General features: G+C 65.1%; 18 protein-coding genes, 1 tRNA gene and 2 rRNA genes (1 of these 21 only partly in view). 7 read left to right on the top strand and 14 right to left on the bottom strand.

Features of this window, described 5'->3' with window-relative positions; all coding sequences use genetic code 11:
* Both GIW81_RS09200 and rrf read left to right on the top strand, forming a co-directional pair.
* A 23S ribosomal RNA gene (locus GIW81_RS09200) occupies positions 1–2,334 on the top strand (it extends 476 nt beyond the left edge of the window).
* Between the two features lie 192 nt (positions 2,335–2,526).
* A 5S ribosomal RNA gene (rrf, locus tag GIW81_RS09195) occupies positions 2,527–2,641 on the top strand.
* Positions 2,642–2,806: 165 nt separating this feature from the next.
* Here rrf and GIW81_RS09190 read toward each other — a convergent pair.
* Genes GIW81_RS09190 through ubiB form a run of 4 tightly spaced genes read right to left on the bottom strand, consistent with a single transcriptional unit; the run spans position 2,807 to position 7,015 of the window.
* A complete protein-coding gene (locus tag GIW81_RS09190) occupies positions 2,807–3,829 on the bottom strand; it encodes a hypothetical protein (protein WP_154738926.1) in 1,023 nt (340 codons plus the stop codon).
* Between the two features lie 45 nt (positions 3,830–3,874).
* Positions 3,875–4,624 carry a glycosyltransferase family 2 protein gene (locus GIW81_RS09185; protein ID WP_154738925.1) on the bottom strand — a complete coding sequence of 250 codons (750 nt, stop codon included), beginning with the start codon at positions 4,622–4,624 and terminating at the stop codon, positions 3,875–3,877.
* Between the two features lie 14 nt (positions 4,625–4,638).
* Positions 4,639–5,379, bottom strand: a complete 741-nt coding sequence (locus GIW81_RS09180) for a hypothetical protein (RefSeq protein ID WP_154738924.1) — start codon at positions 5,377–5,379, stop codon at positions 4,639–4,641.
* 40 nt (positions 5,380–5,419) lie between these two features.
* Positions 5,420–7,015, bottom strand: a complete 1,596-nt coding sequence (gene ubiB / locus GIW81_RS09175) for a 2-polyprenylphenol 6-hydroxylase (RefSeq protein ID WP_154738923.1) — start codon at positions 7,013–7,015, stop codon at positions 5,420–5,422.
* Positions 7,016–7,280: 265 nt separating this feature from the next.
* Here ubiB and GIW81_RS09170 point away from each other — a divergent pair, with 265 nt between their 5' ends.
* The gene (locus GIW81_RS09170) at positions 7,281–7,940 is read left to right on the top strand and encodes a response regulator transcription factor (protein WP_324614945.1); all 660 of its coding nucleotides are present in this window, start codon (positions 7,281–7,283) and stop codon (positions 7,938–7,940) included.
* Here the strand turns inward: GIW81_RS09170 and GIW81_RS09165 are convergent.
* The 4 genes from GIW81_RS09165 to GIW81_RS09150 form a co-directional block, all read right to left on the bottom strand.
* Positions 7,937–9,310: a hybrid sensor histidine kinase/response regulator gene (locus tag GIW81_RS09165; RefSeq protein ID WP_154738921.1), complete on the bottom strand. Its 1,374-nt coding sequence runs from the start codon at positions 9,308–9,310 to the stop codon at positions 7,937–7,939. The genes GIW81_RS09170 and GIW81_RS09165 overlap by 4 nt on opposite strands.
* Before the next feature lie 3 nt (positions 9,311–9,313).
* Entirely contained in the window at positions 9,314–10,480 is a 1,167-nt protein-coding gene (locus tag GIW81_RS09160) for an FIST N-terminal domain-containing protein (RefSeq protein ID WP_154738920.1), read from the bottom strand.
* Positions 10,481–10,574: 94 nt separating this feature from the next.
* Positions 10,575–11,354, bottom strand: coding sequence for a PilZ domain-containing protein (locus tag GIW81_RS09155; protein ID WP_154738919.1), 780 nt, complete (start codon positions 11,352–11,354; stop codon positions 10,575–10,577).
* Between the two features lie 536 nt (positions 11,355–11,890).
* Complete coding sequence (locus GIW81_RS09150; RefSeq protein ID WP_154738918.1) at positions 11,891–13,513, bottom strand: L,D-transpeptidase family protein; 1,623 nt, start codon at positions 13,511–13,513, stop codon at positions 11,891–11,893.
* 397 nt (positions 13,514–13,910) lie between these two features.
* On the opposite strand from GIW81_RS09150, the gene GIW81_RS09145 reads away from it, so the two are divergent.
* Entirely contained in the window at positions 13,911–15,152 is a 1,242-nt protein-coding gene (locus GIW81_RS09145; protein ID WP_154738917.1) for a multidrug effflux MFS transporter, read from the top strand.
* 44 nt (positions 15,153–15,196) lie between these two features.
* Here the strand turns inward: GIW81_RS09145 and GIW81_RS09140 are convergent, their stop codons facing one another.
* The 4 genes from GIW81_RS09140 to GIW81_RS09125 form a co-directional block, all read right to left on the bottom strand.
* Complete coding sequence (locus GIW81_RS09140) at positions 15,197–15,358, bottom strand: hypothetical protein (RefSeq protein WP_154738916.1); 162 nt, start codon at positions 15,356–15,358, stop codon at positions 15,197–15,199.
* A 264-nt stretch (positions 15,359–15,622) separates the two neighbouring features.
* The gene (locus GIW81_RS09135; RefSeq protein ID WP_154738915.1) at positions 15,623–15,931 is read right to left on the bottom strand and encodes a HigA family addiction module antitoxin; all 309 of its coding nucleotides are present in this window, start codon (positions 15,929–15,931) and stop codon (positions 15,623–15,625) included.
* Between the two features lie 25 nt (positions 15,932–15,956).
* On the bottom strand, positions 15,957–16,229 hold the full coding sequence (locus tag GIW81_RS09130) for a type II toxin-antitoxin system RelE/ParE family toxin (protein ID WP_324615013.1): 273 nt from the start codon (positions 16,227–16,229) through the stop codon (positions 15,957–15,959).
* Positions 16,230–16,370: 141 nt separating this feature from the next.
* Positions 16,371–16,447, bottom strand: a tRNA-Met gene (locus GIW81_RS09125).
* Between the two features lie 241 nt (positions 16,448–16,688).
* Here GIW81_RS09125 and GIW81_RS09120 point away from each other — a divergent pair.
* Positions 16,689–17,177, top strand: a complete 489-nt coding sequence (locus tag GIW81_RS09120; protein WP_154738913.1) for an MgtC/SapB family protein — start codon at positions 16,689–16,691, stop codon at positions 17,175–17,177.
* Positions 17,178–17,492: 315 nt separating this feature from the next.
* Here the strand turns inward: GIW81_RS09120 and GIW81_RS09115 are convergent, their stop codons facing one another.
* Both GIW81_RS09115 and GIW81_RS09110 read right to left on the bottom strand, forming a co-directional pair.
* Entirely contained in the window at positions 17,493–17,828 is a 336-nt protein-coding gene (locus GIW81_RS09115) for a lipid-A-disaccharide synthase N-terminal domain-containing protein (protein WP_154739605.1), read from the bottom strand.
* Between the two features lie 60 nt (positions 17,829–17,888).
* Entirely contained in the window at positions 17,889–18,704 is an 816-nt protein-coding gene (locus tag GIW81_RS09110; RefSeq protein ID WP_154738912.1) for a glycosyltransferase family 2 protein, read from the bottom strand.
* Positions 18,705–19,142: 438 nt separating this feature from the next.
* Here GIW81_RS09110 and GIW81_RS09105 point away from each other — a divergent pair, with 438 nt between their 5' ends.
* Both GIW81_RS09105 and pabB read left to right on the top strand, forming a co-directional pair.
* The gene (locus GIW81_RS09105; RefSeq protein ID WP_154738911.1) at positions 19,143–20,693 is read left to right on the top strand and encodes an ArnT family glycosyltransferase; all 1,551 of its coding nucleotides are present in this window, start codon (positions 19,143–19,145) and stop codon (positions 20,691–20,693) included.
* On the top strand, positions 20,690–22,534 hold the full coding sequence (gene pabB, locus GIW81_RS09100; RefSeq protein ID WP_154738910.1) for an aminodeoxychorismate synthase component I: 1,845 nt from the start codon (positions 20,690–20,692) through the stop codon (positions 22,532–22,534). The genes GIW81_RS09105 and pabB overlap by 4 nt, the downstream gene beginning before the upstream one ends.
* Positions 22,535–22,544: the final 10 nt, after the last annotated feature.

Below are 22,544 nucleotides of genomic sequence, written 5' to 3'. Positions count from 1 at the left end.
CTCCTTACCGACCGATAGCGCACCAGTACCGTGAGGGAAAGGTGAAAAGCACCCCGACGAGGGGAGTGAAATAGAACCTGAAACCGGATGCTTACAAACAGTCGGAGCCCGCAAGGGTGACGGCGTACCTTTTGTATAATGGGTCTGCGACTTAGTCTGACGAGCAAGCTTAAGGCGATAGCTGTAGGCGAAGCGAAAGCGAGTCTGAACAGGGCGTTCAGTTCGTCGGATTAGACCCGAAACCAGTCGATCTATCCATGGTCAGGTTGAAAGTGGGGTAACACCCACTGGAGGACCGAACCGGTGTCTGTTGAAAAAGCCTCGGATGAACTGTGGATAGGGGTGAAAGGCCAATCAAGGCTGGAAATAGCTGGTTCTCCGCGAAATCTATTTAGGTAGAGCCTCGAGTGAATACCCCAGGGGGTAGAGCACTGGATGGGCTAGGGGCCCCCACAGGGTTACCAAACCTAACCAAACTCCGAATACCTGGGAGTACTACTCGGGAGACACACGGCGGGTGCTAACGTCCGTCGTGAAAAGGGAAACAACCCTGACCTACAGCTAAGGTCCTCAAGTCACGGCTAAGTGTGGAAGGATGTGGGAATCCCATAACAACCAGGATGTTGGCTTAGAAGCAGCCATCATTTAAAGAAAGCGTAACAGCTCACTGGTCTAATTAAGGGTTTCTGCGCCGAAAATGTATCGGGGCTAAAGCCGTGCACCGAAGCTTAGGATGCATCATTCTTTCGGGAGTGATGCGTGGTAGCGGAGCGTTCCGTAAGCCTGCGAAGGGCGACCCGTGAGGGCGCCTGGAGGTATCGGAAGTGCGAATGCAGACATGAGTAACGACAGGAGTGTGAGAAACACTCCCGCCGAATGTCCAAGGGTTCCTGCGTAAAGCTAATCTGCGCAGGGTTAGCCGGCCCCTAAGGCGAGGGCGAAAGCCGTAGTCGATGGGAACCACGTTAATATTCGTGGGCCAGTGGGTGAGTGACGGATGCTGTAAGTTGTTTGGGCTTATCGGATTGCCCGAGCAGCGAAGGTGTCCCTGGAAATAGCCCCCACATAGACCGTACCCTAAACCGACACAGGTGGACAGGTAGAGAATACCAAGGCGCTTGAGCGAAGTGTGCTGAAGGAACTCGGCAAATTACCTGCGTAACTTCGGGATAAGCAGGCCATCCGTTTGGGCAACCAGGCGGGTGGGGCACAGACCAGGGGGTGGCGACTGTTTAGCAAAAACACAGGGCTATGCTAAGTCCAACGACGACGTATATGGCCTGACGCCTGCCCGGTGCTGGAAGGTTAAGAGGAGAAGTGCAAGCTTTGAATCGAAGCCCCAGTAAACGGCGGCCGTAACTATAACGGTCCTAAGGTAGCGAAATTCCTTGTCGGGTAAGTTCCGACCTGCACGAATGGCGTAACGACTTCCCCACTGTCTCCAGCACATCCTCAGTGAAATTGAATTCCCCGTGAAGATGCGGGGTACCTGCGGTTAGACGGAAAGACCCCGTGCACCTTTACTGTAACTTTGCACTGGCAATCGTGTTTGCATGTGTAGGATAGGTGGTAGGCTTTGAAGCAGGGGCGCCAGCTCTTGTGGAGCCGAAATGTGAAATACCACCCTTATGAACATGGTTGTCTAACCGCGAGCCGTTATCCGGCTCCGGGACAGCGCATGGTGGGCAGTTTGACTGGGGCGGTCGCCTCCTAAATGGTAACGGAGGCGTGCGAAGGTGGGCTCAGGTTGGTCGGAAATCAACCGTCGAGTGCAATGGCATAAGCCCGCCTGACTGCGAGACTGACAAGTCGAGCAGAGTCGAAAGACGGCCATAGTGATCCGGTGGTTCTGTGTGGAAGGGCCATCGCTCAACGGATAAAAGGTACGCCGGGGATAACAGGCTGATGATTCCCAAGAGTCCATATCGACGGAATCGTTTGGCACCTCGATGTCGGCTCATCTCATCCTGGGGCTGGAGCAGGTCCCAAGGGTATGGCTGTTCGCCATTTAAAGAGGTACGTGAGCTGGGTTCAGAACGTCGCGAGACAGTTCGGTCCCTATCTGCCGTAGGCGTCGGAGAATTGAGAGGAGCTGCCCCTAGTACGAGAGGACCGGGGTGGACGTACCTCTGGTGGACCTGTTGTCACGCCAGTGGCACAGCAGGGTAGCTATGTACGGAAGGGATAACCGCTGAAGGCATCTAAGCGGGAAACCCACCTCGAGACTAGTTCTCCCTCGAGAGTCGTGGAAGACCACCACGTTGATAGGCCGGGTGTGGAAGTGCAGCAATGCATGCAGCTTACCGGTACTAATAGCTCGATCGACTTGATTGCTCTCATTATGCAATGCTCATCGTAATGCCTCATGCGGCGCGCGGTAACTCGCGCTTGCCGCTCTGGCAGGGCGGCGTTTGCGCTCGGATCCAAGGAGCTTTGCTCCGGATATCCGACGCGCTGCGTGCGTCGCCTCGATGGGCGTAAGAACACAGACAAGACCAGAAAGAAGTCATCTCACTTTTCCGCCGACCTGGTGGCTATGGCGGAGTGGCTGCACCCGATCCCATCCCGAACTCGGCCGTGAAACGCTCCAGCGCCAATGGTACTGCGTCTTAAGACGTGGGAGAGTAGGTCGTCGCCAGGTCTGCAGAAAAGTGAGACGTCTTCATCGCGCGAACAGCGCGGAAGTCATCAGAAGTCATCATCCCCTCTTTCAATGTTCATACGAAACCGCCCGGGCCTTAGCGCCCGGGCGGTTTTTTGTTTTGTCGGTTCCAGTGTTGGCCTTGAGCTCGCGCGGGGCGGCTTCTCAGACGCGCGCGAAGAGCGCGGCGAGACGCGCGGAAACCTCCGCCTCGTCGAACGACCCGTCGGGCGCGCGCACGCTCCAGTCCTGCAGCGCGCGATACTTCTGCGGATCGTAGAGGACGATCCCGTCGTTCAAGAGCGCCGCCGTGTAGCTGAACGCGCCCTTCGACATCACCAGAATGTCGGCCTCGACCATCGTCCGATGCGTTTCGACCGCCGGCTCATTGAGCCGGAGCGTCGCGCCGAGCGCCGACATGTCGGCGAACATGTCGGGAGTCCCCTGCGACAAAAGATCGATGCGCAGCACCTGCGCCCTCTCGCCGATCAGCGATCGGAGCCGCTGGAGCGTGTTCACGAACGTCGCGTTGGGCGTGAAATTGTTCGCCACCTTTTTGTTACCGGCGCTGACGTCACCGCGGCGCATGTGGATCGCGATGCGCAATTCGTCCGGCACGCGCGGGTGTCTCCCCGGAGACTTATTCTTCCAGTACTTGGCACGGAGCAGCGGCCGGACGCGCTCCCACGCCTCGGCATCCTGGTTGCAATAGTGTAGGTAGTGCTCGGCGGCGGCGACAACCGGAACATGGCGCGGCACTTGGTGCAGATAATCGAGCGACACCAGCGGCCGTTCGTCGTCATCAAGGAATGACTCGCCGTCCCCCAGGTTGAAGTAATCCTCCCACAGCCGGACCCAGGTGGGCATCTCCGTCTCGGCGTGCTCGATCGTCGCGAAGGGGCGGTGCACGTATTGCAGCCCGTGGGCGTGCGCGAAGGCGATGGCTGACATCAGCGACTGCGCCTGCGCGCCCGCGCCGTCGGTGCGGCCGAGCGTGGCGATGCCGCAGGTGCGCCGGGTGGCGGCCGAGCGCAACTCACGACTGAACTTGTCGACGAAGAACGTCTTGTCGGCGCGTGCCGACAGACCAAGCGCCTGTTTGGTGGCGACGAAGGCTTGGCGGCTACGGTAGCTCAGCTCGCGCAATGCCTGGCTGTCACGTTCCGCGCTCAATCGTGTCGTGGACATGGTCCAGACCTCGGATCAATACGCGGTACAAGGTTGCGCGACCGGTTACGCCGGCCGGTAGTTCAGGATCTTCAACAGCCGCCTGAAGCGCGCAGCGGCGATATCGTGCGCGATACGAAGGCCGAGCCATCCGCCGGTGAAATTTCGCCGCAGCACGTAGTAGCGAAAGAACAGGATCGGATATTCGAACGGCAACCGCGCCAGCACGTACCAGCGCGGCTTCTTGAGTTCCTTGGCCTGCAGGTCGGTGTACTTCTCGAGCTTGGCGCGCACATGCTCCAGCGTGCGCCACGAGTAGTGCAGTGCGATGCCCTTGAGCTGACCGACCGGATAGCCTTGCGTATCGACGGTATCATGCACGCGGCTGTCACGAAAACGCACCCGTCGCCGGTCGTAGAGCCGCACATAGTTGTGGAAATCGGCCCACAACCGGGGCCGGTCGCGGCCGGGATAGACCGTCACCTGCCGAAAGCGATATGCGGGCAGCAACCCCGCCGACGCCCGCATTAGCGCGGAGATCTCGCGACCAAGCTCCGGCGTGACGACCTCGTCGGCGTCGAGGTTGAGGATCCAGTCGTTCCCGGCGCAGTCCTCGGCAAAGCGCTTCTGCGGACCATAACCATCCCACGCACGGAAAAAGGTCTTGGCGCCGAGCGCCTCGGACTTGGCGACCGTATCGTCGGCGGAGCCGGAATCGACAACGACGACCTCGTCGACAATGTCGCGCACCGCGAGAATGCAGCTCTCGATGCGGTCGCCCTCGTTGTGGGCGATGATGCAGCAGCTCAAGCCCATCGAAGCTGCCCCATCTAGCCTGGGTGCTTGCCGGTCAGCAGCGGCAGGCGCTTGGCGATCGAGCGCTTCATGCGCTGCAGAAACGTCTTGGCGCGCTTCGGCTGGAATGGATCGTGCGCGTGGCGGTCGTCGCCGATGTGGTCGGCGATGCCCGGCACCACCATGGCGATGCGCATGCCCCGCTCTTTGAGGAACTGGCTCAGGTTCTCCTCGGTCACGAACTTGGCGAACGGGCCGACCTCGCGCCACAACGACAGCCGCGCCACCGATGGATTGAACGAATAGGAGAACCACTTGGGGTGGGCGTCGGTGTCCCACACGAGATAGTCGATGCCGCCGTGACTTTCGCGGCGCGCGCCCTTTTCGAAGCGCGGGTCATAGATGCGATGCGCAATGCACACCACCGAGATGTCGGGGCGCGCCTCGAGGAAAGCCGTGACGCGGTCGAGGTCGAGGCTGCGCGTGAACCCCCAATCGTCCTCCAGATGGACGACATATGGCGCGCTCAAGCTCGCGTAGTGCGCATCGATTGAGCGCATCTGCCCCAGCTTCGGCAGGTTGACGCGCACATCGGCGACGGGGAACGCGCGCGCGAACGCCGCGGCCGATGCACTGTCCTCCGAATCCTCGGCGATGAGGACGCGCTCGACGTCGAAATAGCGCTGGAAGGAAGCGACGGTCTCGCCGAGCAGGTCGAAGCGACCGCAGCTCGTCAGCACCGTGGCGAACTTGTTGGGATCAATCTTGTATTTCATCGGTCCTGACGCATGCGCAACGGCCGGAAACGCTCCAGGCCTAGTGGCTGAATTGGGCGAAGGCAAGCACGGCGAGACTGATGGCCGCGATCCATAGGGCCAGGCGCCCCCAGCGGGTGCTCCGCGCCTCTTCCTGGGCGATTTTGCGCACCGTTTCATCGTCGAGCCGCAGCCCGTCGCGCACCATATCGCTCAGCGCCACCGCGGTCTGCTGGCCTTGGGTGAGCAGCGCCGGCAGGTCGGCGATGATCTTGCCGATCGCCGAGGCGCCCTCGCCCGCCTCGCGCAGCCGCCCCATCGGGCCGAGGTTCGCCTCGATCCATTCCTTGGCGACGGGCTCGGCCGCCACCCACATGTTGAGGCTCGGGTCGAGGCCGCGCGCCACGCCTTCCACCACCACCATCGTCTTCTGCAGCAGGATCAGCTCGGGGCGCGTCTGCATGTCGAACACTTCGGTGTAGGCGAAGAGCTGCCCGAGCAGATCGGCCATGGAGATTTCTTCCGCCGTGCGGCCGTGGATCGGCTCGCCGATCGCCCGCAGCGCCTGCGCGAAGACCTCGACGGGATGATGCGGCGGAACATAGCCCGCCCAGAAGTGCACTTCCGCCGCACGCTTGTAGTCGCGCGTTATGAGCCCATAGAGGATCTCGGCGAGGAAGCGGCGCTCCTTGATGCCGAGCCGCCCCATGATGCCGAAGTCGACGGCGACGAGGCGCCCGCCGCTGTCGACGAACAAATTGCCTTGGTGCATGTCGGCGTGGAAGAAGCCGTCGCGCATGGCGTGCTTCAGGAACGACCGCATGACGTTGAGGCCGAGTGCCTTGCGGTCGATGCCGGTGGCGGCGACCTTGGCGGGATCCGACAGCTTGATGCCGTCGATCCATTCCACCGTCAGCACGCGGCGTGCCGTGCGCTGCCAGTCGACCTGCGGCACGCGGAAGTCGTCGTCGGCGGCGGTGTTCTCCGCCATCTCCGAAATGGCCGCGCCCTCGAGCCGCAAATCCATCTCGAGCTCGGTCGAAGCCTTGAGCGTGTCGACGACTGCCACCGGCTTCAGGCGGCGCGACGGCGTGTGCCAGCGCTCGATCTGGCGCGCGGCGAAATAGTAGCTGTCGAGGTCGCGGCGGAATTGCCTCTCGATGCCGGGACGCAGGATTTTCACCGCCACCTCGCGCCGGCGGCCGTCCGCGTCGATCACGACAGCCTTGTGCACCTGGGCGATGGAAGCGGCGGCGACTGGCGGCCCGAACTCGGCGAAATGATCTTCGAGCCGGCCGCCGAGCGCCTCCTCCACCGCGCGGCGCGCTTCCACCATGGAGAACGGAGGCAGGTTGTCCTGCAGCAGCGCCAGCTCGCCGGCCAGCTCAGAGCCGATGACGTCGGCGCGCGTCGCCAGGAACTGGCCGAGCTTGATGTAGCTGGGGCCGAGCTTCGTCAGGGCGTCGGCCAGCCGCGACCGGGGCGCCAAGCGGGCGCGCCGCGGCGCGCCAAGCCAGCCGATGGGGGCCGTCAGAATGCGGGCGAGGCGCAGCGGTAGCGGCACGGGCGTGCCCGGCGGGACGAAGCGCACGCCGTACTGGGCCAGCACCAAGCCGGCCCTGGTGAGCCGCAGACTGTTGATGATCGCTCCGGCCATCGGCGGGGCTTGGTCCTTCGCTTATCTTCGCCGATCGGCTGCCGGCGCAGATTGCGCCGAAGCCGGTCGGGGTCAAGGATCATATCCGCCCAGGGTTTCAAGGAGACGACCGGGGCCGTGGTGCTGCAACTCGAAGTATCCCTCGGGCGCGGCCCGGCCCGTCGTTTGGGCATTTTTAGCCAACCTGACCGCCGCGCTTCGCGTATCATCCGCGGACGTCGAGAATGAACCACAACAACCCCATTCGGCGCCCGAGGAGCAGGTCGTGCCGTCCGGCATTCTGATCGTCGATGACCACCCGCTATTCATCGAGGCCCTGGAGCAGGTCATCCAGGCAACGTTTCCCAATGCGGCCGTCTTCAAGGCCAGTTCGATCGAGATGGCGCGGGGCGTGCTCGACAAGGAAAACCGCGTCGAGCTCGTGCTGCTCGACCTCTCGATGCCCGGCACGCGCGGCCTCGAAGGCGTGATCGAGCTCCGCAAGCGCTACCCCAAGCTGCCAATCGTCATCGTCTCCGCGCTCGAGGACCCGCGCATCATTTCCGAGGTGATGCAGTGCGGCGCCGCCGGATTCATCTCCAAGTCGACGCGCGGCGGCGACTTGAGCCGCGCGCTGAAGGACGTCATGGAAGGCTCGGTCGTGCTGCCCAGAGGGTATCAGCCGCCGGCCGAGGTGAGCCCGTCGTCGGATCTTGCCGCCCGCATCGCCACGTTGACCCCGCAGCAGGTACGCGTGCTGCAGATGTTGCGCCAGGGCCTCCTCAACAAGCAGATCGCCTTCGAGCTCGACGTCGGCGAGACGACGATCAAGGCGCACGTGTCGGAGATCCTGCGCAAGCTCAAGGTGAACTCGCGCACGCAGGCGGTGATCGAGGCGGCGAAGATCGACTTCGATTCCATTCTCGGCCCGTCGCGCGACAACTAGCCGACGGCCTGCGGGACTTGCGACAAGAGGTGCTGCATCAGTGCCCGCAGCGCGGCCGGCTTCACCGGTTTCAACAGCAGCTCGCAGCCTAGAGCCCGCACCGCGTCGGCCACGGCGGGCGCGCGGTCTGCGGTGATGACGATGGCGGGCACGGTGCTGCCCGCGCGCCGGCGCAGCAGGGCGACGGCTTCGAGGCCGTTGCGGCCGTCGTCGAGGTGATAGTCGGCGAGGATTAAGTCAGGCTTATCCGCTCCGCCGAGATCGGCAAGGTTGCGCGCCGCGTACACGTCGCAGTCCCACCGGCGCAACAGTGCCTGCATCGCCTCGAGGACACCTGGGTCGTTGTCGATCACGGCGACGCGGGCGCCGCTCAGCCCGAGCGCACGGGCATGGATCGGGGCGGCAGGCGACGCCGATGCGACGTCGGGCAGCGCCGCCCGCTCGGCGGTGACCGAGAAACGCGTCCCGCGGCCGATGCGCGAGCATAGCCCCAGCGGATGCCCGAGCGCTTCAGCCATGCGCCGCACGATCGACAGGCCGAGTCCGAAACCGCCGATGGTCGGCCGGTCGGCGGCGGTGCCACGCTGGAACTCCTCGAAGATCGTCTGCCGGTCGGCGTCGCTGATCCCCGGCCCCGTGTCCCACACCTCGATGCGCACGCCCTCACCGCGCTGGCGGGCCAACAGTAAGATGCCGCCGCGGTCGGTGTATTGCACCGCGTTGGCCATGAGGTTCTGCAGGATACGGCGCAGCATCAGCGGATCGGAGACGACGGCAAGGCCGCTGTGCCGCCACCTCAGGGACAGGTTCTTGGCCCTCGCCTGCGGCTCGATATCGAGGGCGAGCGAGGCGAACAGATCGTCGAGTGCGACCGGCCGCAGAGCCGGCGTGACGACGCCCGCCTCCAGCTTGGAGATGTCGAGGATAGATTTGAGAAGCTCCTCGATCGTCACCAGCGCGTGCTCGATGCGCGCGGCGATGGTGCTTTGGCGATCGTCATCCGCCGCCTCTGCGAGCGCGCTTGCCGACAGCCGCGCCGCATGCAGCGGCTGCAAAAGGTCGTGGCCCACGGCGGTGAAGAAGCGCGTCTTGAACCGGTTGGCGCGCTCGGAGACGTCGCGCGCCGACGACAGCTCGTCGTTGGTGCGCTCGAGCCGGGCGAGCGCGCTGCTCAGCTCTTCGGTGCGCAGCCGCACCTGGCTCTCCAGGGTGATTGCCGTCTGGAACAGCGAATACGCGTTGGCCTGCTGGTCCATCGAGCGCTCGACGCGCTGCATCAGCGCGGCGTTGATCTTCTGCAGTTTGAGTATCCGCCGCTCCAGGTCGTCGGGGGTCGGTCCGAGCGGGTGGAGATCGAACAGCGAATCCATGCGCTACGCCTCCGCCCGCTGTCCGAAGGCGATGCCGGTGAGCGTCTGGTTCAAGTGCATGGCGTTGAATTGCTCGCCGTAGGTATGGAAGCCGGTCACCCCGTATTTCTGATAGAGGGCGTCCATCTGGTGCCGGATCTGGCGCGTCTCGGCATCGAGACGGCGCAGGATGCAGTCGAACCCGACGACGAGGTCGATGCCGCCGAGCGCCTCGTCGAGCTCGTGCAGCGTTGCCGCCGTGGAGCTGAGAATGTCGCGCGGCCGGGCGACTGTGAAAACCAGACCTTCGTCGATGGCGCAGAAAAACGACAGGCTGCCGTCGGGGTTCATGTTGCGGATCGACCGGCAGTAGTAGTCGCCGCCAACCTTCACCACGAGCGGGTATGACGCGAAGCTGAAGGGACCGAGATCGTCGGGCCTCAGCCCGATTGCGGATGCGTATTCGCGCGCCGCGGGCTCGGCATTGAGCTCGTGGACAATGCGGTTCTCGGTGTCCGCCGCCGTGACGACCAGCTTGATGCTGGTCGGCTCGAAGTTCTGCGTCTTGAAGACGCGGAAGGGAAACTCGGTCTCGATCATCATGAGCACGGCGGCACGCTGGGCGACCTTGCCGTTGTGGATCATGGCCGTGCGTTGGAAGCTGATGCCGTCGCCGGCGGAACCGCCGACGAGCTCGACGTCGTCGAGCTCCCAGTGGATGGCGGCGACGATGTTCTCTTCGGCGTTCGACAGGCCATCGACCAGCAGAAGCGCGAACACGTTCTGGCGCGGCAGACGTTCCGAGCCGGGGCAGACGTGCGTCTTCAGGCGGCGTGCGGCGTCGGTCGCGTGCTCGACGCCGAAGCGGTCGATATCGGTGATGAGCTCGCTGTGCACCCGGAAGCCGTGGCGCGGAAAAGCGATGAGCACGAGCCCCCCCTGCATCATGCCGAAGGGGCCGATCTCGCCGGCCGTCGAGCAACCGGAAACCGGGACGCCGGGGAATACCTCCGCCAGTGTCTGGGCAAGCAGATCGGTGTCGTGGTCGGTGCCGAAGAACGCGACGACATGCTGGTAGTCGCCGGCGCCAAGCCCGGCTTGCGCCTCGAGCACCGCTACTCGTGTCGACGATGTCGCGCTCGCGGCAACGCGGATTCCGCATTTGCTCTGCGCGGCGTCAGCCCGGCCCAATGTCGTTTCCTCTGCCGCGCCTTCTAAGCGGGCGCAGCCTGACGCGAGCGTGCCACAGCCGGAAAGGCTCGGCAAATCCTTGGCTTGAGGCGGTTCAGCCGGACAAGAGCGGATCGTTCGGCAGCAACGGGCGGTTGAAGCGAACGCCCGCGGACGAGCCGCTGCACCAGGCGACGCTGCCGGTGAAGCGCCGCCCGCTCGGCATCTCGATCTCGACGATGGTACTCGGCACCAGTTGCGGAACGCGCTCCAGGCCGAAGCCGCCGGGCGAGACGTCCCGCACGAAGGCTTGCGAGGTGATGTTATTGTAGGTCAGCGTGCACGGCTGGCAGACCGTGCGGCGGGCCGATTGACGGCGCTGGGGCAAGTCGGGGATGGCGATCTGCCCGTCCTTGTCGATGCACGGTGTGCCGCCCATGATCACGTCTTGCAGCAGGTTGTTGAGCAGGTTGGAGTTGCTCGTGTACTGCGCCGGCAGGAGGCGAAGGTCGGGGTGCAATTGGCGCACGGCGAGCAGTGCGTCCTGGCAGGCGCGGCGCCACGTGGTGGACAGCGCCAGCAAATGCAGCGCCGACGCGCGGTCGTCACCGATGTGGTTGGCGTCGGCGAAATAGCGGTCGAGGGCGATGCGTGCCGGTGCCAGCTGGTCGAACAGCTGGATGACGAGCCGCACCGTGTCCTCGTTCAAATCGGTTTCGAGCATCCCGTTGCGCAGGACGGAGACGATGGCGGGCTCACCGGGGACGTAAGGCTTCAGGCCGGCCTCGCTGCGCACCGAGCCGGGCCGCTTGAAGGCGTTGATGGCGCTCGCGATGGTGGCGGTCAGCAGCGCGGCGGAGTGCACCTCGCACACCAAGGCCTCCAGCATGGGCATGCTGGAATCGGGAAACTCGTGGCGCTGAGGTTCGCGCAGGCTTCCGCCTTCCGCAGCGGTTCCCGCGCGATGGAGTCTGCCAAATGGCGGCACGGCCGGCTCTCGACGCTGTTAATGGACGCGTCAGACTAGACGGCGAAGCTATAACGGCGAGTTATCCTCGCGATCGAGAAATGCTCTCGCGCCGGTAACCAACGATGATGTTTGGTGGTGGCGAGGGGCCCCCGCCTCTCCTCAACGTCATTCCCGGGTCATGGCGAAGCCATGCTCCGCATGGACGGCGGGAACCACCTGCCTCGCGATGACCGTCGCATTGGTTGAGACATGACTGGGTCCCCACCTTCGTGGGGATGACGTAGAGGGGAGGCGCCGGCGATCGCCACGGCCTTGTGGCGCGAATGCCGATGACCCTCGCGGCATGCCCATGCACCTCGTCATTCCCGCGGAGGCGGGAACCCAGTCACGCATCCCATGGCTTTGCCATGAAGCGAGGATGGCAGAAGCTTATTCGCGGGACGCGAAGTTGCGGTTGGCGGTTAGCGGGTCAGGACGATGAAGTCCGTGTATTCGCCCATTTCGTAACTGCGGGGCTGGTCGGAGACGATCAGCGAGCCGCCGGTCCACAGCAACTCGGCGATGCGCTCGCGCGCTCCCTCGGGCAGCTCGATGCGGTCCAGCGCCCCGGCCGCCGTCTCTGGCGCCGGCCCGTCCGGCTGTGCCGGCACAGGTTGCTTGTCTTTGCCGCGCGCGGCAGCCTCCTTGGGAGGCTGGCTTTCGGCCGGGAGGGTGATGGCGGTCCACTTCACCGCCGAGCCGTCGGCCACGGCGTCGACGGCCGTATAGATGTGGGTGCCGAGCGGGCGATCGGGATCGCGGAAGGTCACCGGGGCTTCCCAGACTTCTTTCCAATCCTGGCGAATGAAGATCCGCCCTTCCTTCCTGGAAATGAACACCGACACCTGCGCCCGACGGCGCTCCGCCTGGTCGACCAGGTCGGAGGCGTTGGAAGCAGCAGCAGCGGCGCGCTTCCACGTCTCGACGGCAGCGAAGGCGGCGGGTGTCTTGGCGGCCTCGCGCGTGCGGGCCTCGTCCAGGGCCGTGCGGGCGGCGGCGAGCTCGGCTTGCGCGGCCGACTTCTGCGCCTCGATGGATTGCGCTGGATCGGTCGGCGCCGCGGCGGCGGGAGCCGGAGCTGCGGCGCGCTTGTCGATGTCGGCGACCTTTGCCTCCGCCGCGGCGACATCGGCTTCGGCCTTGCGGATATCGTCGATGGCCTGCCGCGCCTCGGCACCGGCAGCCTGGGCCGCGGCCAGCGCATCCTTGGCGGCGAGGTCGGCAGCCGTCTTGTCGGCCATCGCCTTGTCCTTGAGAGCGCCTGCGTAGGCGATCGGGTTGAGCAACGCGGGCGCATCGCTCGAGCCCGGGACCGCCGCCGTGGTCATGCCGGCGTCGGAGGTGCCCATGCTGGCGAGCTCGACGGAGGTGTCGCGCGCCGCCTGCTGGGCGCCGGCCGGCGCCGACTGCATTTTCGGTAGCGGCAGGAACGCGTGCGAAAAGTCGACCGGCACCGTGTCGCGCGAGGCGACGACGACGCGCGCGCCTTGCTTCGTCAGGTTGAACATCACCGGCGCGAACGAGTACGGCAGGCGGATGCAACCATGCGACGCCGGATAGCCCGGCACGACGCCGGCGTGCATCGCGATGCCCGACCAGGTGATGCGCTGCATCCACGGCATGGGTGCGCCGCTGTAGATGTTGGAGCGGTGATAGCGGCTCTTGCCGATCACGCTGTAGATGCCCGACGGCGTGCGGAAGCCGGCTTGGCCGGTCGAGACGCGCGAGGTGGTGATACGCCCCGACGCGTCATAGACATTGATGTGCTGGTCGGGCAGCGACACGATCGCGTAGACGAAACCCTGCGTGCCGGATTTCTCCTCTGCCTTCTTGGCGGCGGGCTTCTGCGCGGCGGCAGCATCGGGGGCGGCGGCGGTCTCAGCGTCCGGGGCGCGCTTCTTGCGCACCACGCGTTTGCGCTGCTTGGGCTGGTAGGTGAAGAAGTTGCCGAAGCTCTGCTGGGCCGAAGCCGGCTGGCTCGAGGCCGCGAGGCCGATCACCGTCAGCGCGGCGAAGCCGAGCGCGAGGCTCAGCGCCGCGATCATGCCGCTCGTCGTGCGAGGGGCGCCGGTTGGGTGAGAAAGGCTGGCTGGCACGGCGGCTGGGCTCCCGAATCTTCATTGATTGGCAATGCGTCTGCTATACCGCAGCGCTTTATTGCGTGCGCGGACGTTTTGCCCCCGGCGCAGCATATCCAAACACGTGTTGCTTCCGAGTCGCCTCGTCTTGGCCGTGCATCCCGCAATGGATGCCGTTAACGACCCGGGCGCCATAAGAAACGCTCAGAAAACCGGCTGCTTCGAGGCGGCGGCCCCCATTTGCCGCGGAACGGCGCGGAACGGAAAGCGCCCGAGCCACCGTTTGGCCTATAAGCGCCTAACCCGCGCCTCCCCGCCAGCGACCCCATCGCCCGGCCTCCGATCGAACCAGAAGAGTGTGAGCATGAGCACACCCGATGCCCGGCGCTACGCCGTCCCCGCTGCCGCTGGCGCCAACAGCATGTCCAGGGGCGAGTTCATCGGCCTCGTCGCCATGATGATGTCGCTCACCGCCATGGCCGTCGACGTCATGCTCCCGGCGCTGCCGCAGATCGGCGAGGCGCTGCACGTTGCCGATCCCAACGACCGGCAGAGCGTCGTCATCATCTACATGCTCGGCTTCTCGGTCGGGCAGCTCGCCTATGGCCGCCTCTCCGACCGCTACGGGCGCCGGCCGGTGCTGATGGCCGGCATGGCGATTTTCATCGTCGGCTCGCTGCTGGCATCGCTGGCCACCGGCTTCGGCGCCCTCCTGGCCGCCCGCGCCGTACAGGGCCTCGGCGCGGCCGCGCCGCGCGTGCTGGCCATCGCCATCGTCCGCGACCGCTTCTCCGGACGGCAGATGGCGCGCGTCATGTCGTTCGCCATGGCCGTGTTCATTATCATTCCCGTGCTGGCGCCGGCCATGGGCCAGGGCGTGCTGGCCTTCGGCACCTGGCGGCACGTGTTCGACCTGTTGCTCGTCGCCGGCGTCATCGTGGCGCTGTGGGCGGCGCTGCGCCTGCCCGAGACATCGCACACGGAACGCTCTGGACCACTGCCGTTGGGCCAATCGATCCGCCTGGCGATCGGCACGCCGCAGACCATCGGCTACGGCTTCGGCGGCGGTCTCGTGTTCGGCAGCGTGCTCGCCTACGTCGCGAGCGCGCAGCAGGTGTTCGTCGACGTCTACGATCTGGGCGCCGGCTTTCCCATCGCCTTCGGCGCCATCGCGCTTACCATTGGCACCGCGTCGCTCACCAACGCGCGCCTCGTGGAGCGCCTCGGCATGCGCCGCGTGTCGCATACCGCGCTCGTCGGCTTCATCATCCTGTCGGCTATACTCGCCGTCGTAGCCTACGCCGGCTTAGCCGACGTCGTCGTGTTCATCGGAATGATGATGGCGCTGTTCTTCCTCTTCGGCCTGGTGGCGCCCAACTTCAACGCGCTCGCGATGGAGCCGCAGGGCGACAACGCCGGCATGGCCTCGTCCGTCGTCGGGTTCGTGTCGACGGCTGCCGGCGCGCTTGCCGGCGGTATCATCGGCCACCTATTCAACGGCACGGTGCTGCCGCTGGCCTTGGGCTTTCTGGCCTTGAGCCTGCTCGCCTTCGCCGTGGTCGTGTGGATCGAAGGCCCGCGCGGCGTCTTCCATCCCGGGCGCTGAGGAGGCGTCAGCGCACCAGTCCACCGCGCGGGTATTGCTCATTCCTACAGGTCGCCACCCTCGGTCAGCGCCAATAGGGCGAGCGCCAGCGCTAGCTCGTCGGGGTCCTGGCGCTTCTTCTCCGGCCGCTTCTGATCGGTCGCCGGATCTTCCATCAGGCTGGCGGCACGGCCGCCGTCGTAGTTGTCTTGCTTGTGATTCTGCATCTGTCCCTCCCGCTCTGTCGGGAGTGGCAGGCAACGGCACGGATGCGGCGCGCAGTGGGCAAACGAATTCAACTTTGCCCGTGGGTCTGACACACACTTCAAACGTCGCGTGGCATCACGAATTCGCTTTGTGCGTGGCCGGAAAGTGCCGTGCCTTACACCGCTTCTCGCCACAGTTCGGCGTGCGCTGCCCCACGAAGATTGCTGTCCTTTACAGAGGTGTTACGCGCGGCAACCCTCCACGCGCCGCATGTTGGGTCATCGCTAGGCGGCCGGCTTGAGCGTCGGGATCTTGCTGACATCGATCTCGCGCGCGGCATGCCACGTGTCGTAGGCCGCCTGCATGCGCACCCACAAATCGGGTCCGTTGCCGAACAGCTTGCCAAGGCGCACGGCCGTCGCCGGCGTTACCGGCTTCTTCTCGCTCAAGATGTCGTTGAGGTGTTGGCGCGAAATGCCGAGCAGCGCGGCGATCCCGACCTTCGTGCGTCCAGCGGCCGGCAGCACCGTCTCGCGCAATAGCTCGCCCGGGTGCGGCGGCGGGCTCTTGGGATTGCGGACGGGGTAAGACATTGCGGTCGCTCCTTGCGGTGTAACGCTAGTGGTACCGTTCAAAATCTACGTCGATCGCATCGCCACCCTCGAAGCCGAACGTGATGCACCAGGGTGCGTAGACGTGCACCGTGTAGCGCTTCGGCGAGCCTTGCAGGCCGTGATAGTTGAAGCCCAGCAGGTTCATATCCTCGGGACGCATCGCGACGTTGAGCGCGCCGAGGCGGAGCATGATACGCTGATGCAGGCGGGCGTCGATCTTTGTCCGCCCGCCGACGTAGAGCGCTTCGAGTTGCCTATTGCGGAAAGTCTTGATCACGGAGAGCAAGTGTAAGCTATCTGCTTACTGTAAGCAAGTGGCTTACGATGCAGTGCCAAGGTTTGCCGCTCTCTGCCGCACAAAGCACAACGGCCCCGCGAGGGGCCGTATGCGCTTTTCAAAGCTGTTTGATCGAGGCGTTGGTTGCGGGAGTAGGATTTGAACCTACGACCTTCAGGTTATGAGCCTGACGAGCTACCGGGCTGCTCCATCCCGCGTTACCTAACGCTGCCCCGCGTCTTAGCGGGACACCCGTCGCCGTTCCGGTCGGTCGAGGGTAGCGCCGCCCGTCAATCCGGCGGCGAGGCGCGGCTTATAGCACAAATCGACCGCCTGTGAAGCCCGCCGCCCGCGCCGTCCGCAACCTTTGTCTCGGATTGACGTTTTGCCGCGTGAGCGACTGCCCCACGGCCAGAAACATGGGCGCTGGCACGGCCAATTTCAACGAGGACACGCGAGATGTTCGATCCCGACAACACGACCCTGTCCGAGGGAGTCATCGCCCTGCGCCTGCTGCTCGCCGTGGGTTTGGGGGGCGTGATCGGCTTCGAGCGCGAGCAGCTCGACCGGCCCGCCGGTCTGCGCACGCACATGCTGACGGCGCTCGCCGCCGCGCTGTTCACGATCATCACCATGGAGATCCATGCCGGTGTGCTGCGCGAAGCGAGCGGCCAGAGCACCGACCCGATCCGCGTGATCGAGGCCGTCACGGCTGGCGTTGCCTTCTTGGCGGCGGGCGCGATCTTCCGCTCGCAGGGTGACGTGAAGGGTTTGACGACGGGCGCCGGCATGTGGCTCGCGGGTGCGATCGGCGTCGCTTGCGGCGCCGGCTATGGCATCCTGGCGATCATGGCGACGGTGCTGGCGGCGATCATCCTCGTCGCCGTGCGCTGGCTCGAAGTCCACTTCAAGGGCAAGAACGACGAGCACTCGCGCGACGCAACCTGAGGGATGATGGACCTGACAATCGCGGCCCGCTGCTTGATGGTTTTCCCGCGCCTCGCTCAACGTCATTCCCGCGTCATGGCGAAGCCATGCTCCGCATGGACGGCGGGAACCTAGTCATGCTTCCGCGACCACGATTGTGCAGTGTCACGCGAGACGCTTGATCTTGGGCGGCTTCCCAAGCTGACGAGTGCCCTGGGTCCCCGCCTCCGCGGGGATGACGGACGGTTGAGAAAGCGAGCGCGTCTCCTATTGTCATTCCCGTGCAGGCGACCACCGCGTGATCACTGCACTGCGGTGAGACGGCCGGTCGGCGCCCTAGACGCTCGCCGGGACGTCCGGGCTCGCCGTGCCGTTCGCCACCGCTTTGTGGTGGGCGCGAATGAAGTAGATGTTGCGGCTATAGATGATGAGTCCCATGCCCTGGCCGAGCATGAACACCGGGTCCAGGCGGTAGATCGCGTAGGCGAACAGCATCGCGCCGCCGATCATGCTGAAGTACCAGAATGTCTCGGGCACGATCGAGCGGCGCGCGCGCTCGCTGGCGATCCACTGGACGATGAAGCGCATCGAGAACATCAGCTGCGCCAGGAAGCCGACGCCGAGCCAGGCCTTTTCGCTCGCGGGTGTCGACATCCACCACTGGCCGAGCATGGTGACGAGGCTATGGAGATGATCCATGGGACTGTGTTCCGAGTAGATGCCGATGTTCGCTTATGTCTTGTCGCCGCCGGCGCTCGCCCGCGCGTCGTCGTCGTTCACGGGCTTCAGGCGCAAGGCGATGTCTGCCACCGTAGGAGCCTCCGGGTACCGGTCCACGATGCGCGGCACCTTCGTGCGTTGTCTCAGCCAGGACACGCCGACGAGATCGTAGAGCCCGACGAGCGCGCGGTTGAGGTTGTTGTACTTCGATACCCCTGCCTGTCGCGGCCGATGGTTGACCGGCACGTAGGCAACCTTGTAGCCGTACGTCTGAAACAACGCCGGCATGTAGCGGTGCATACTGGTGAAAAACGGCAGCCGCAAGAAGACCTCGCGCCAGTAAACCTTGATGCCGCAGCCGGTATCCGGGCAGTCGTCCTGCAATACGGTATCGCGGATCCAGTTGGCCGCGCGCGATGCCCACCGCTTCGACCCGGTGTCCTTGCGGTCCTGTCGCCAGCCATTGACGAGGGCAGGCCCGTCGGTGCCCGGTGCCGCCAGCGCTTCCAGCAGTTTCGGAATGTCACGGGGGTCGTTCTGCCCGTCACCGTCCATGGTGGCGATGATCGGGCTCGTCGCCGCCAGCACGCCCGAGCGCAGCGCCGTGCTCTGTCCGCTGCGGCGCTCGTGTCGCAGATAGCGCAGGCCCGGATATTTGCCGGAATCGATGAGCGCCTTGATTTCTTGCGGCGTCGCGTCGTCGCTGGCGTCGTCCACGACGATCAGCTCGCTGAGGCGCTGGGCCGGCACGGCCGCGTAAGTCTCCTCGACGAGGCGGCCGATGTTGCCTGCCTCATTGAGCGCTGGAATGACGACGGTGACGCGCATCAAGCACCCCTATCCCACAGGCTCGCCGCGACGCCTCTGAATAGCCCGTGGGCAGGCGAAAGGATACCAGTCTTCTCGGCAGTCTACCAACCTAGTAAACGCGGCGGCGCCATGTGAGAAGTGCTAGGCCAAGGATGAGGAAAAGGGCGGCAAGGCCGCCAAAAACGCCGACCGATTGCGCGAGGTAGACGTCTTGCGTGACGGGGTCGAAGCAACGGCCGAGCTCGTTGAAGCAATCTCGCCAGCGCCAGTATCGCTCGTAAAAAACGAGCGCCAGTAGCGCACCTGCTCCTGTGACAGCGATTCCAAGGACGATTCGCAGAAAGCGCAAGCGCTAGTCTCCCGGAGATCGGCCTCAGCCTAGCCTGCGACCAAGATGGCTTGCGAAACCCCGCCATCTTCACTCGGGCCTTCCAACCCTGTAAATCAGCCGCCGTGATGGCCGTTGCGCACGGCTCCCTCGAGCAGGAAAGCTGCAACCGCCCCATGGACGCGCCCAAGTCATTCTTTACCGGGGTCGGCACCGGCGGCCGCGCCGTCAATTGGTTCGGCGTGGTGCTGGGCGTGCTCGCAGGACTTTTATGCCTGCGGGTGTTCGCGCTCCACGTGAACGGCACCGATTTGTTCTTCGACGAGGCCCAGTATTGGGCATGGAGCCTGGATCCGGCGCTCGGTTACTTCTCCAAGCCGCCGCTCATCGCCTGGATCATCGGCGCGGCGACGACGGCGTGCGGTGCGGACGAATCGTGCGTGCGCCTGCCGTCCCCGTTGCTGCACACCGCCACGGCGCTGGCCATCTTCTGGCTGGGGCGCCGCCTCTATGACGCGCGCATCGGGGCGCTGTCGGCACTCGCCTTCGCGACGCTGCCGGGTGTGTCGCTATCGGCCGGCCTCATCTCCACCGACGTGCCGCTGCTCTTGTGCTGGGCGTTGGCGCTCGTCGGTTTCACGGCCCTGTTCGAAACTGACGACATCTGGCCGGCTTTTCTCATGGGTGCGGCGTTCGGCGCTGGTCTCAATGCCAAGTACGCGATGATCTGGTTCGTGCTGTGCGCGGGCATCTACCTTATCCTGACGCCCTCGCGGCGACGCATCTTGCGCGACTGGCGTCTTTATCTGGCGCTCATCGTCGGCTTCCTGCTCATCGCGCCGAACCTTGCCTGGAACTATTCGCACAGCTTCGCGACGTTCTCGCACACCGCCGACAACGCCAACTGGGGCGGCTCGCTGCTGCATCCGAACAAGGCGTTTGAATTCTTCGCCGCGCAGTTCGGCGTCTTCGGGCCCATCCTATTCGGCGCTTTCCTCGTCATCGCGTGGCGCGCGGCAAAGCAGCGGCTGCCTGAAAACGACCGGTTGCTGCTCGCCTTCTCGCTGCCGATCATCGCCGTCATCGTCGTGCAGGCGTTCCTATCGCGTGCCCATGCCAACTGGGCGGCGCCTGCCTACGTGGCGGCGAGCGTGCTCGTGGTGGCGACGATGGTGCGCGATGGCGCCTGGGGATGGCTCAAGGCGTCCTTCGTCCTTCACGCGGCGGTGCTGGCGCTGATCGTTTTCGGCACGGCGACCGCCGGGCAGGTGCCGCTGCCACTCAAGACCGATCCGTTCACCCGTACCCTCGGGTGGCACGACCTGGCACGGGCAACGCGGGACGAGCTGGCGCGCGCCGCCGCGGAGGGTAAGCCTTACGCCGCCGTCCTGTCGGACGATCGCGAGGTGACCGCCGAGCTGCTCTATTACCTGCGCGATGAGCCGACGCCGATCCTCGCCTGGCGCCCCGGCAGGCCGCACGACCATTTCGAGATGACGCGCCCGTTCACGGCGGCAACGCCGTCGCCCGTGCTCCTGGTGCGCGCCAATGACGAGACGCCGCCGGCGCTCGCGTCCTTCACGGAATCGAAGAAGGTCGTGGATCGCCTGCTGCCGGCCGGCGACAACGCGCAAAGGCATGTAACGTTCTACGCGCTCGCGGGGTACAAGGGCCGATGAGCGCGCACCCCACGCGCGAAGGACCCGGCCATCCCACCGAGGAAGCCGCGGCGCTTTCGCAAACGTTCGTCCTTCTCGACAACAACTCGGGCTCCGGCCCGCCGTCGCTCCTGTTCTCCGAGCCGATGGACATCATCGCCGCGTGGACGCCCGATGAGGTTCCGGCAGCGCTCGAGCGTATTGAGGCGGGGGTCGCCGACGGCCTGCATGCGGCGGGCTTCTTCGCCTACGAGCTCGGCTACGTGCTCGAGCCGAAGCTCGCCGCGCTCATGCCCGACAAGCGCAACGTGCCGCTGTTGTGGATCGGCCTCTACAAGGCACCGCAGCAGATGACGAGCGCCGAGGTCGAGCACTGGCTCGCCACGCACACGCGCTCCGGCTCGTTCCATTTCACCGACGTGAAGCTCGCCTGGGACGAGGCAGCCTACCTCACGCGCTTCAACGAGGTGATCGAGAAGATCCGCGCCGGCGACATCTATCAGCTCAACCTCACGTTCAAGGCGCGCTTCAAGCTATCGGGGTCGCCGCTCACGTTCTTTCTCGACTTGCGCCAGAAGCAGCGCGTCGCCTACGGCGGCATCGTCGATACGGGCGAGGTGACGGTGCTCTCCGCCTCGCCGGAGCTATTCATCGAGCAGGAGGGGCGCACCGTCTTCACCCGGCCGATGAAGGGCACCGCGCCGCGCGCCGGCACCGAGGAGGCCGACGCCGAAGCCCGCCGCCAGCTCGCCCTGGACGTGAAGCAGCGGGCCGAGAACCTGATGATCGTCGACCTGATGCGCAATGACATCGGCCGCATCGCCGAGATCGGCAGCGTCGAGGTCACCGATCTCTTCACCGTCGAGACCTACAAGACTCTGCACCAGATGACCTCGGGCGTGCGCGCCACCCTGAAAAAGGACGTCGGCATCGGCGAGCTGCTGCGCGGCATCTTCCCGCCCGGCTCGATCATCGGCGCGCCGAAGATTCGCGCCCAGGAGCTGATCCGCCAGCTCGAAACCGAGCCGCGCGGCGTCTATTGCGGCGCCATCGGCTACATCTCACCCGACGGTCACGCGCTGTTCAACGTGGCGATCCGTACCGCCGTCATCTTCCGCAACGCCGACGGCGAGATGGGCATCGGCTCGGGCGTCGTGTTCGACAGCCAGGGGCCGAAGGAATACGCCGAGTGCCTGTTGAAGATGAAGTTCCTCACCGACCCGGTGAAGCGCTTCGAGCTGATCGAGACGCTGCTCCACGATCCGGCGCAGGGCGGGTTCGTGCTGCTCGAACGGCACATGGAGCGGCTCGCCAATTCGGCGCGTTACTTCGCCTTCGCCTTTGACGAGCGTGCAGTGCGCGCTGCACTCGCCAAGGCCGTCGCCGGCACAACGGGTCGCTTGCGCGTGCGCCTGTTGCTCGCCGAAGGCGGTGAGGTGTCCGTCACGTCGACGCCGCTGCCGGCCGCCGATCCCGACGCGACGATGCGCTATGCCGTGTCGTCCTCGCGCGTCGACAGCAACGATCTGTTCCTCTTCCACAAGACGACGCGGCGCGAGCTCTACGATCGCGAGCGGCCGGAGTACGCCGCGCGCCTCGGCTCGGACGAGGTGGTCTATCTGAACGAGCGAGGGGAGCTCACCGAAGGCAGCTTCACGAACATCTTCATCGAGCGCGACGGCACGCTGCTCACGCCGCCGCTCAGCGCCGGCCTGCTGCCCGGCACGCTGCGCGCCGAGCTCATCGCCGAAGGGCGCGCGCGGGAATCGATTTTGACTTTGGATGATCTCGCCGCCGCCGACGCCGTCTATCTAGGCAACTCGGTGCGCGGCTTGGTAGTCGCCACGCGCGTCGACACTTGAGGCGCGCGCG

Source organism: Hyphomicrobium album (assembly GCF_009708035.1).
GTDB classification, from domain to species: Bacteria; Pseudomonadota; Alphaproteobacteria; order Rhizobiales; family Hyphomicrobiaceae; genus Hyphomicrobium_A; species Hyphomicrobium_A album.
The sequence above is the reverse complement of the archived record's forward strand: the minus strand, read 5'-3'. Positions and strand labels throughout refer to the sequence as shown.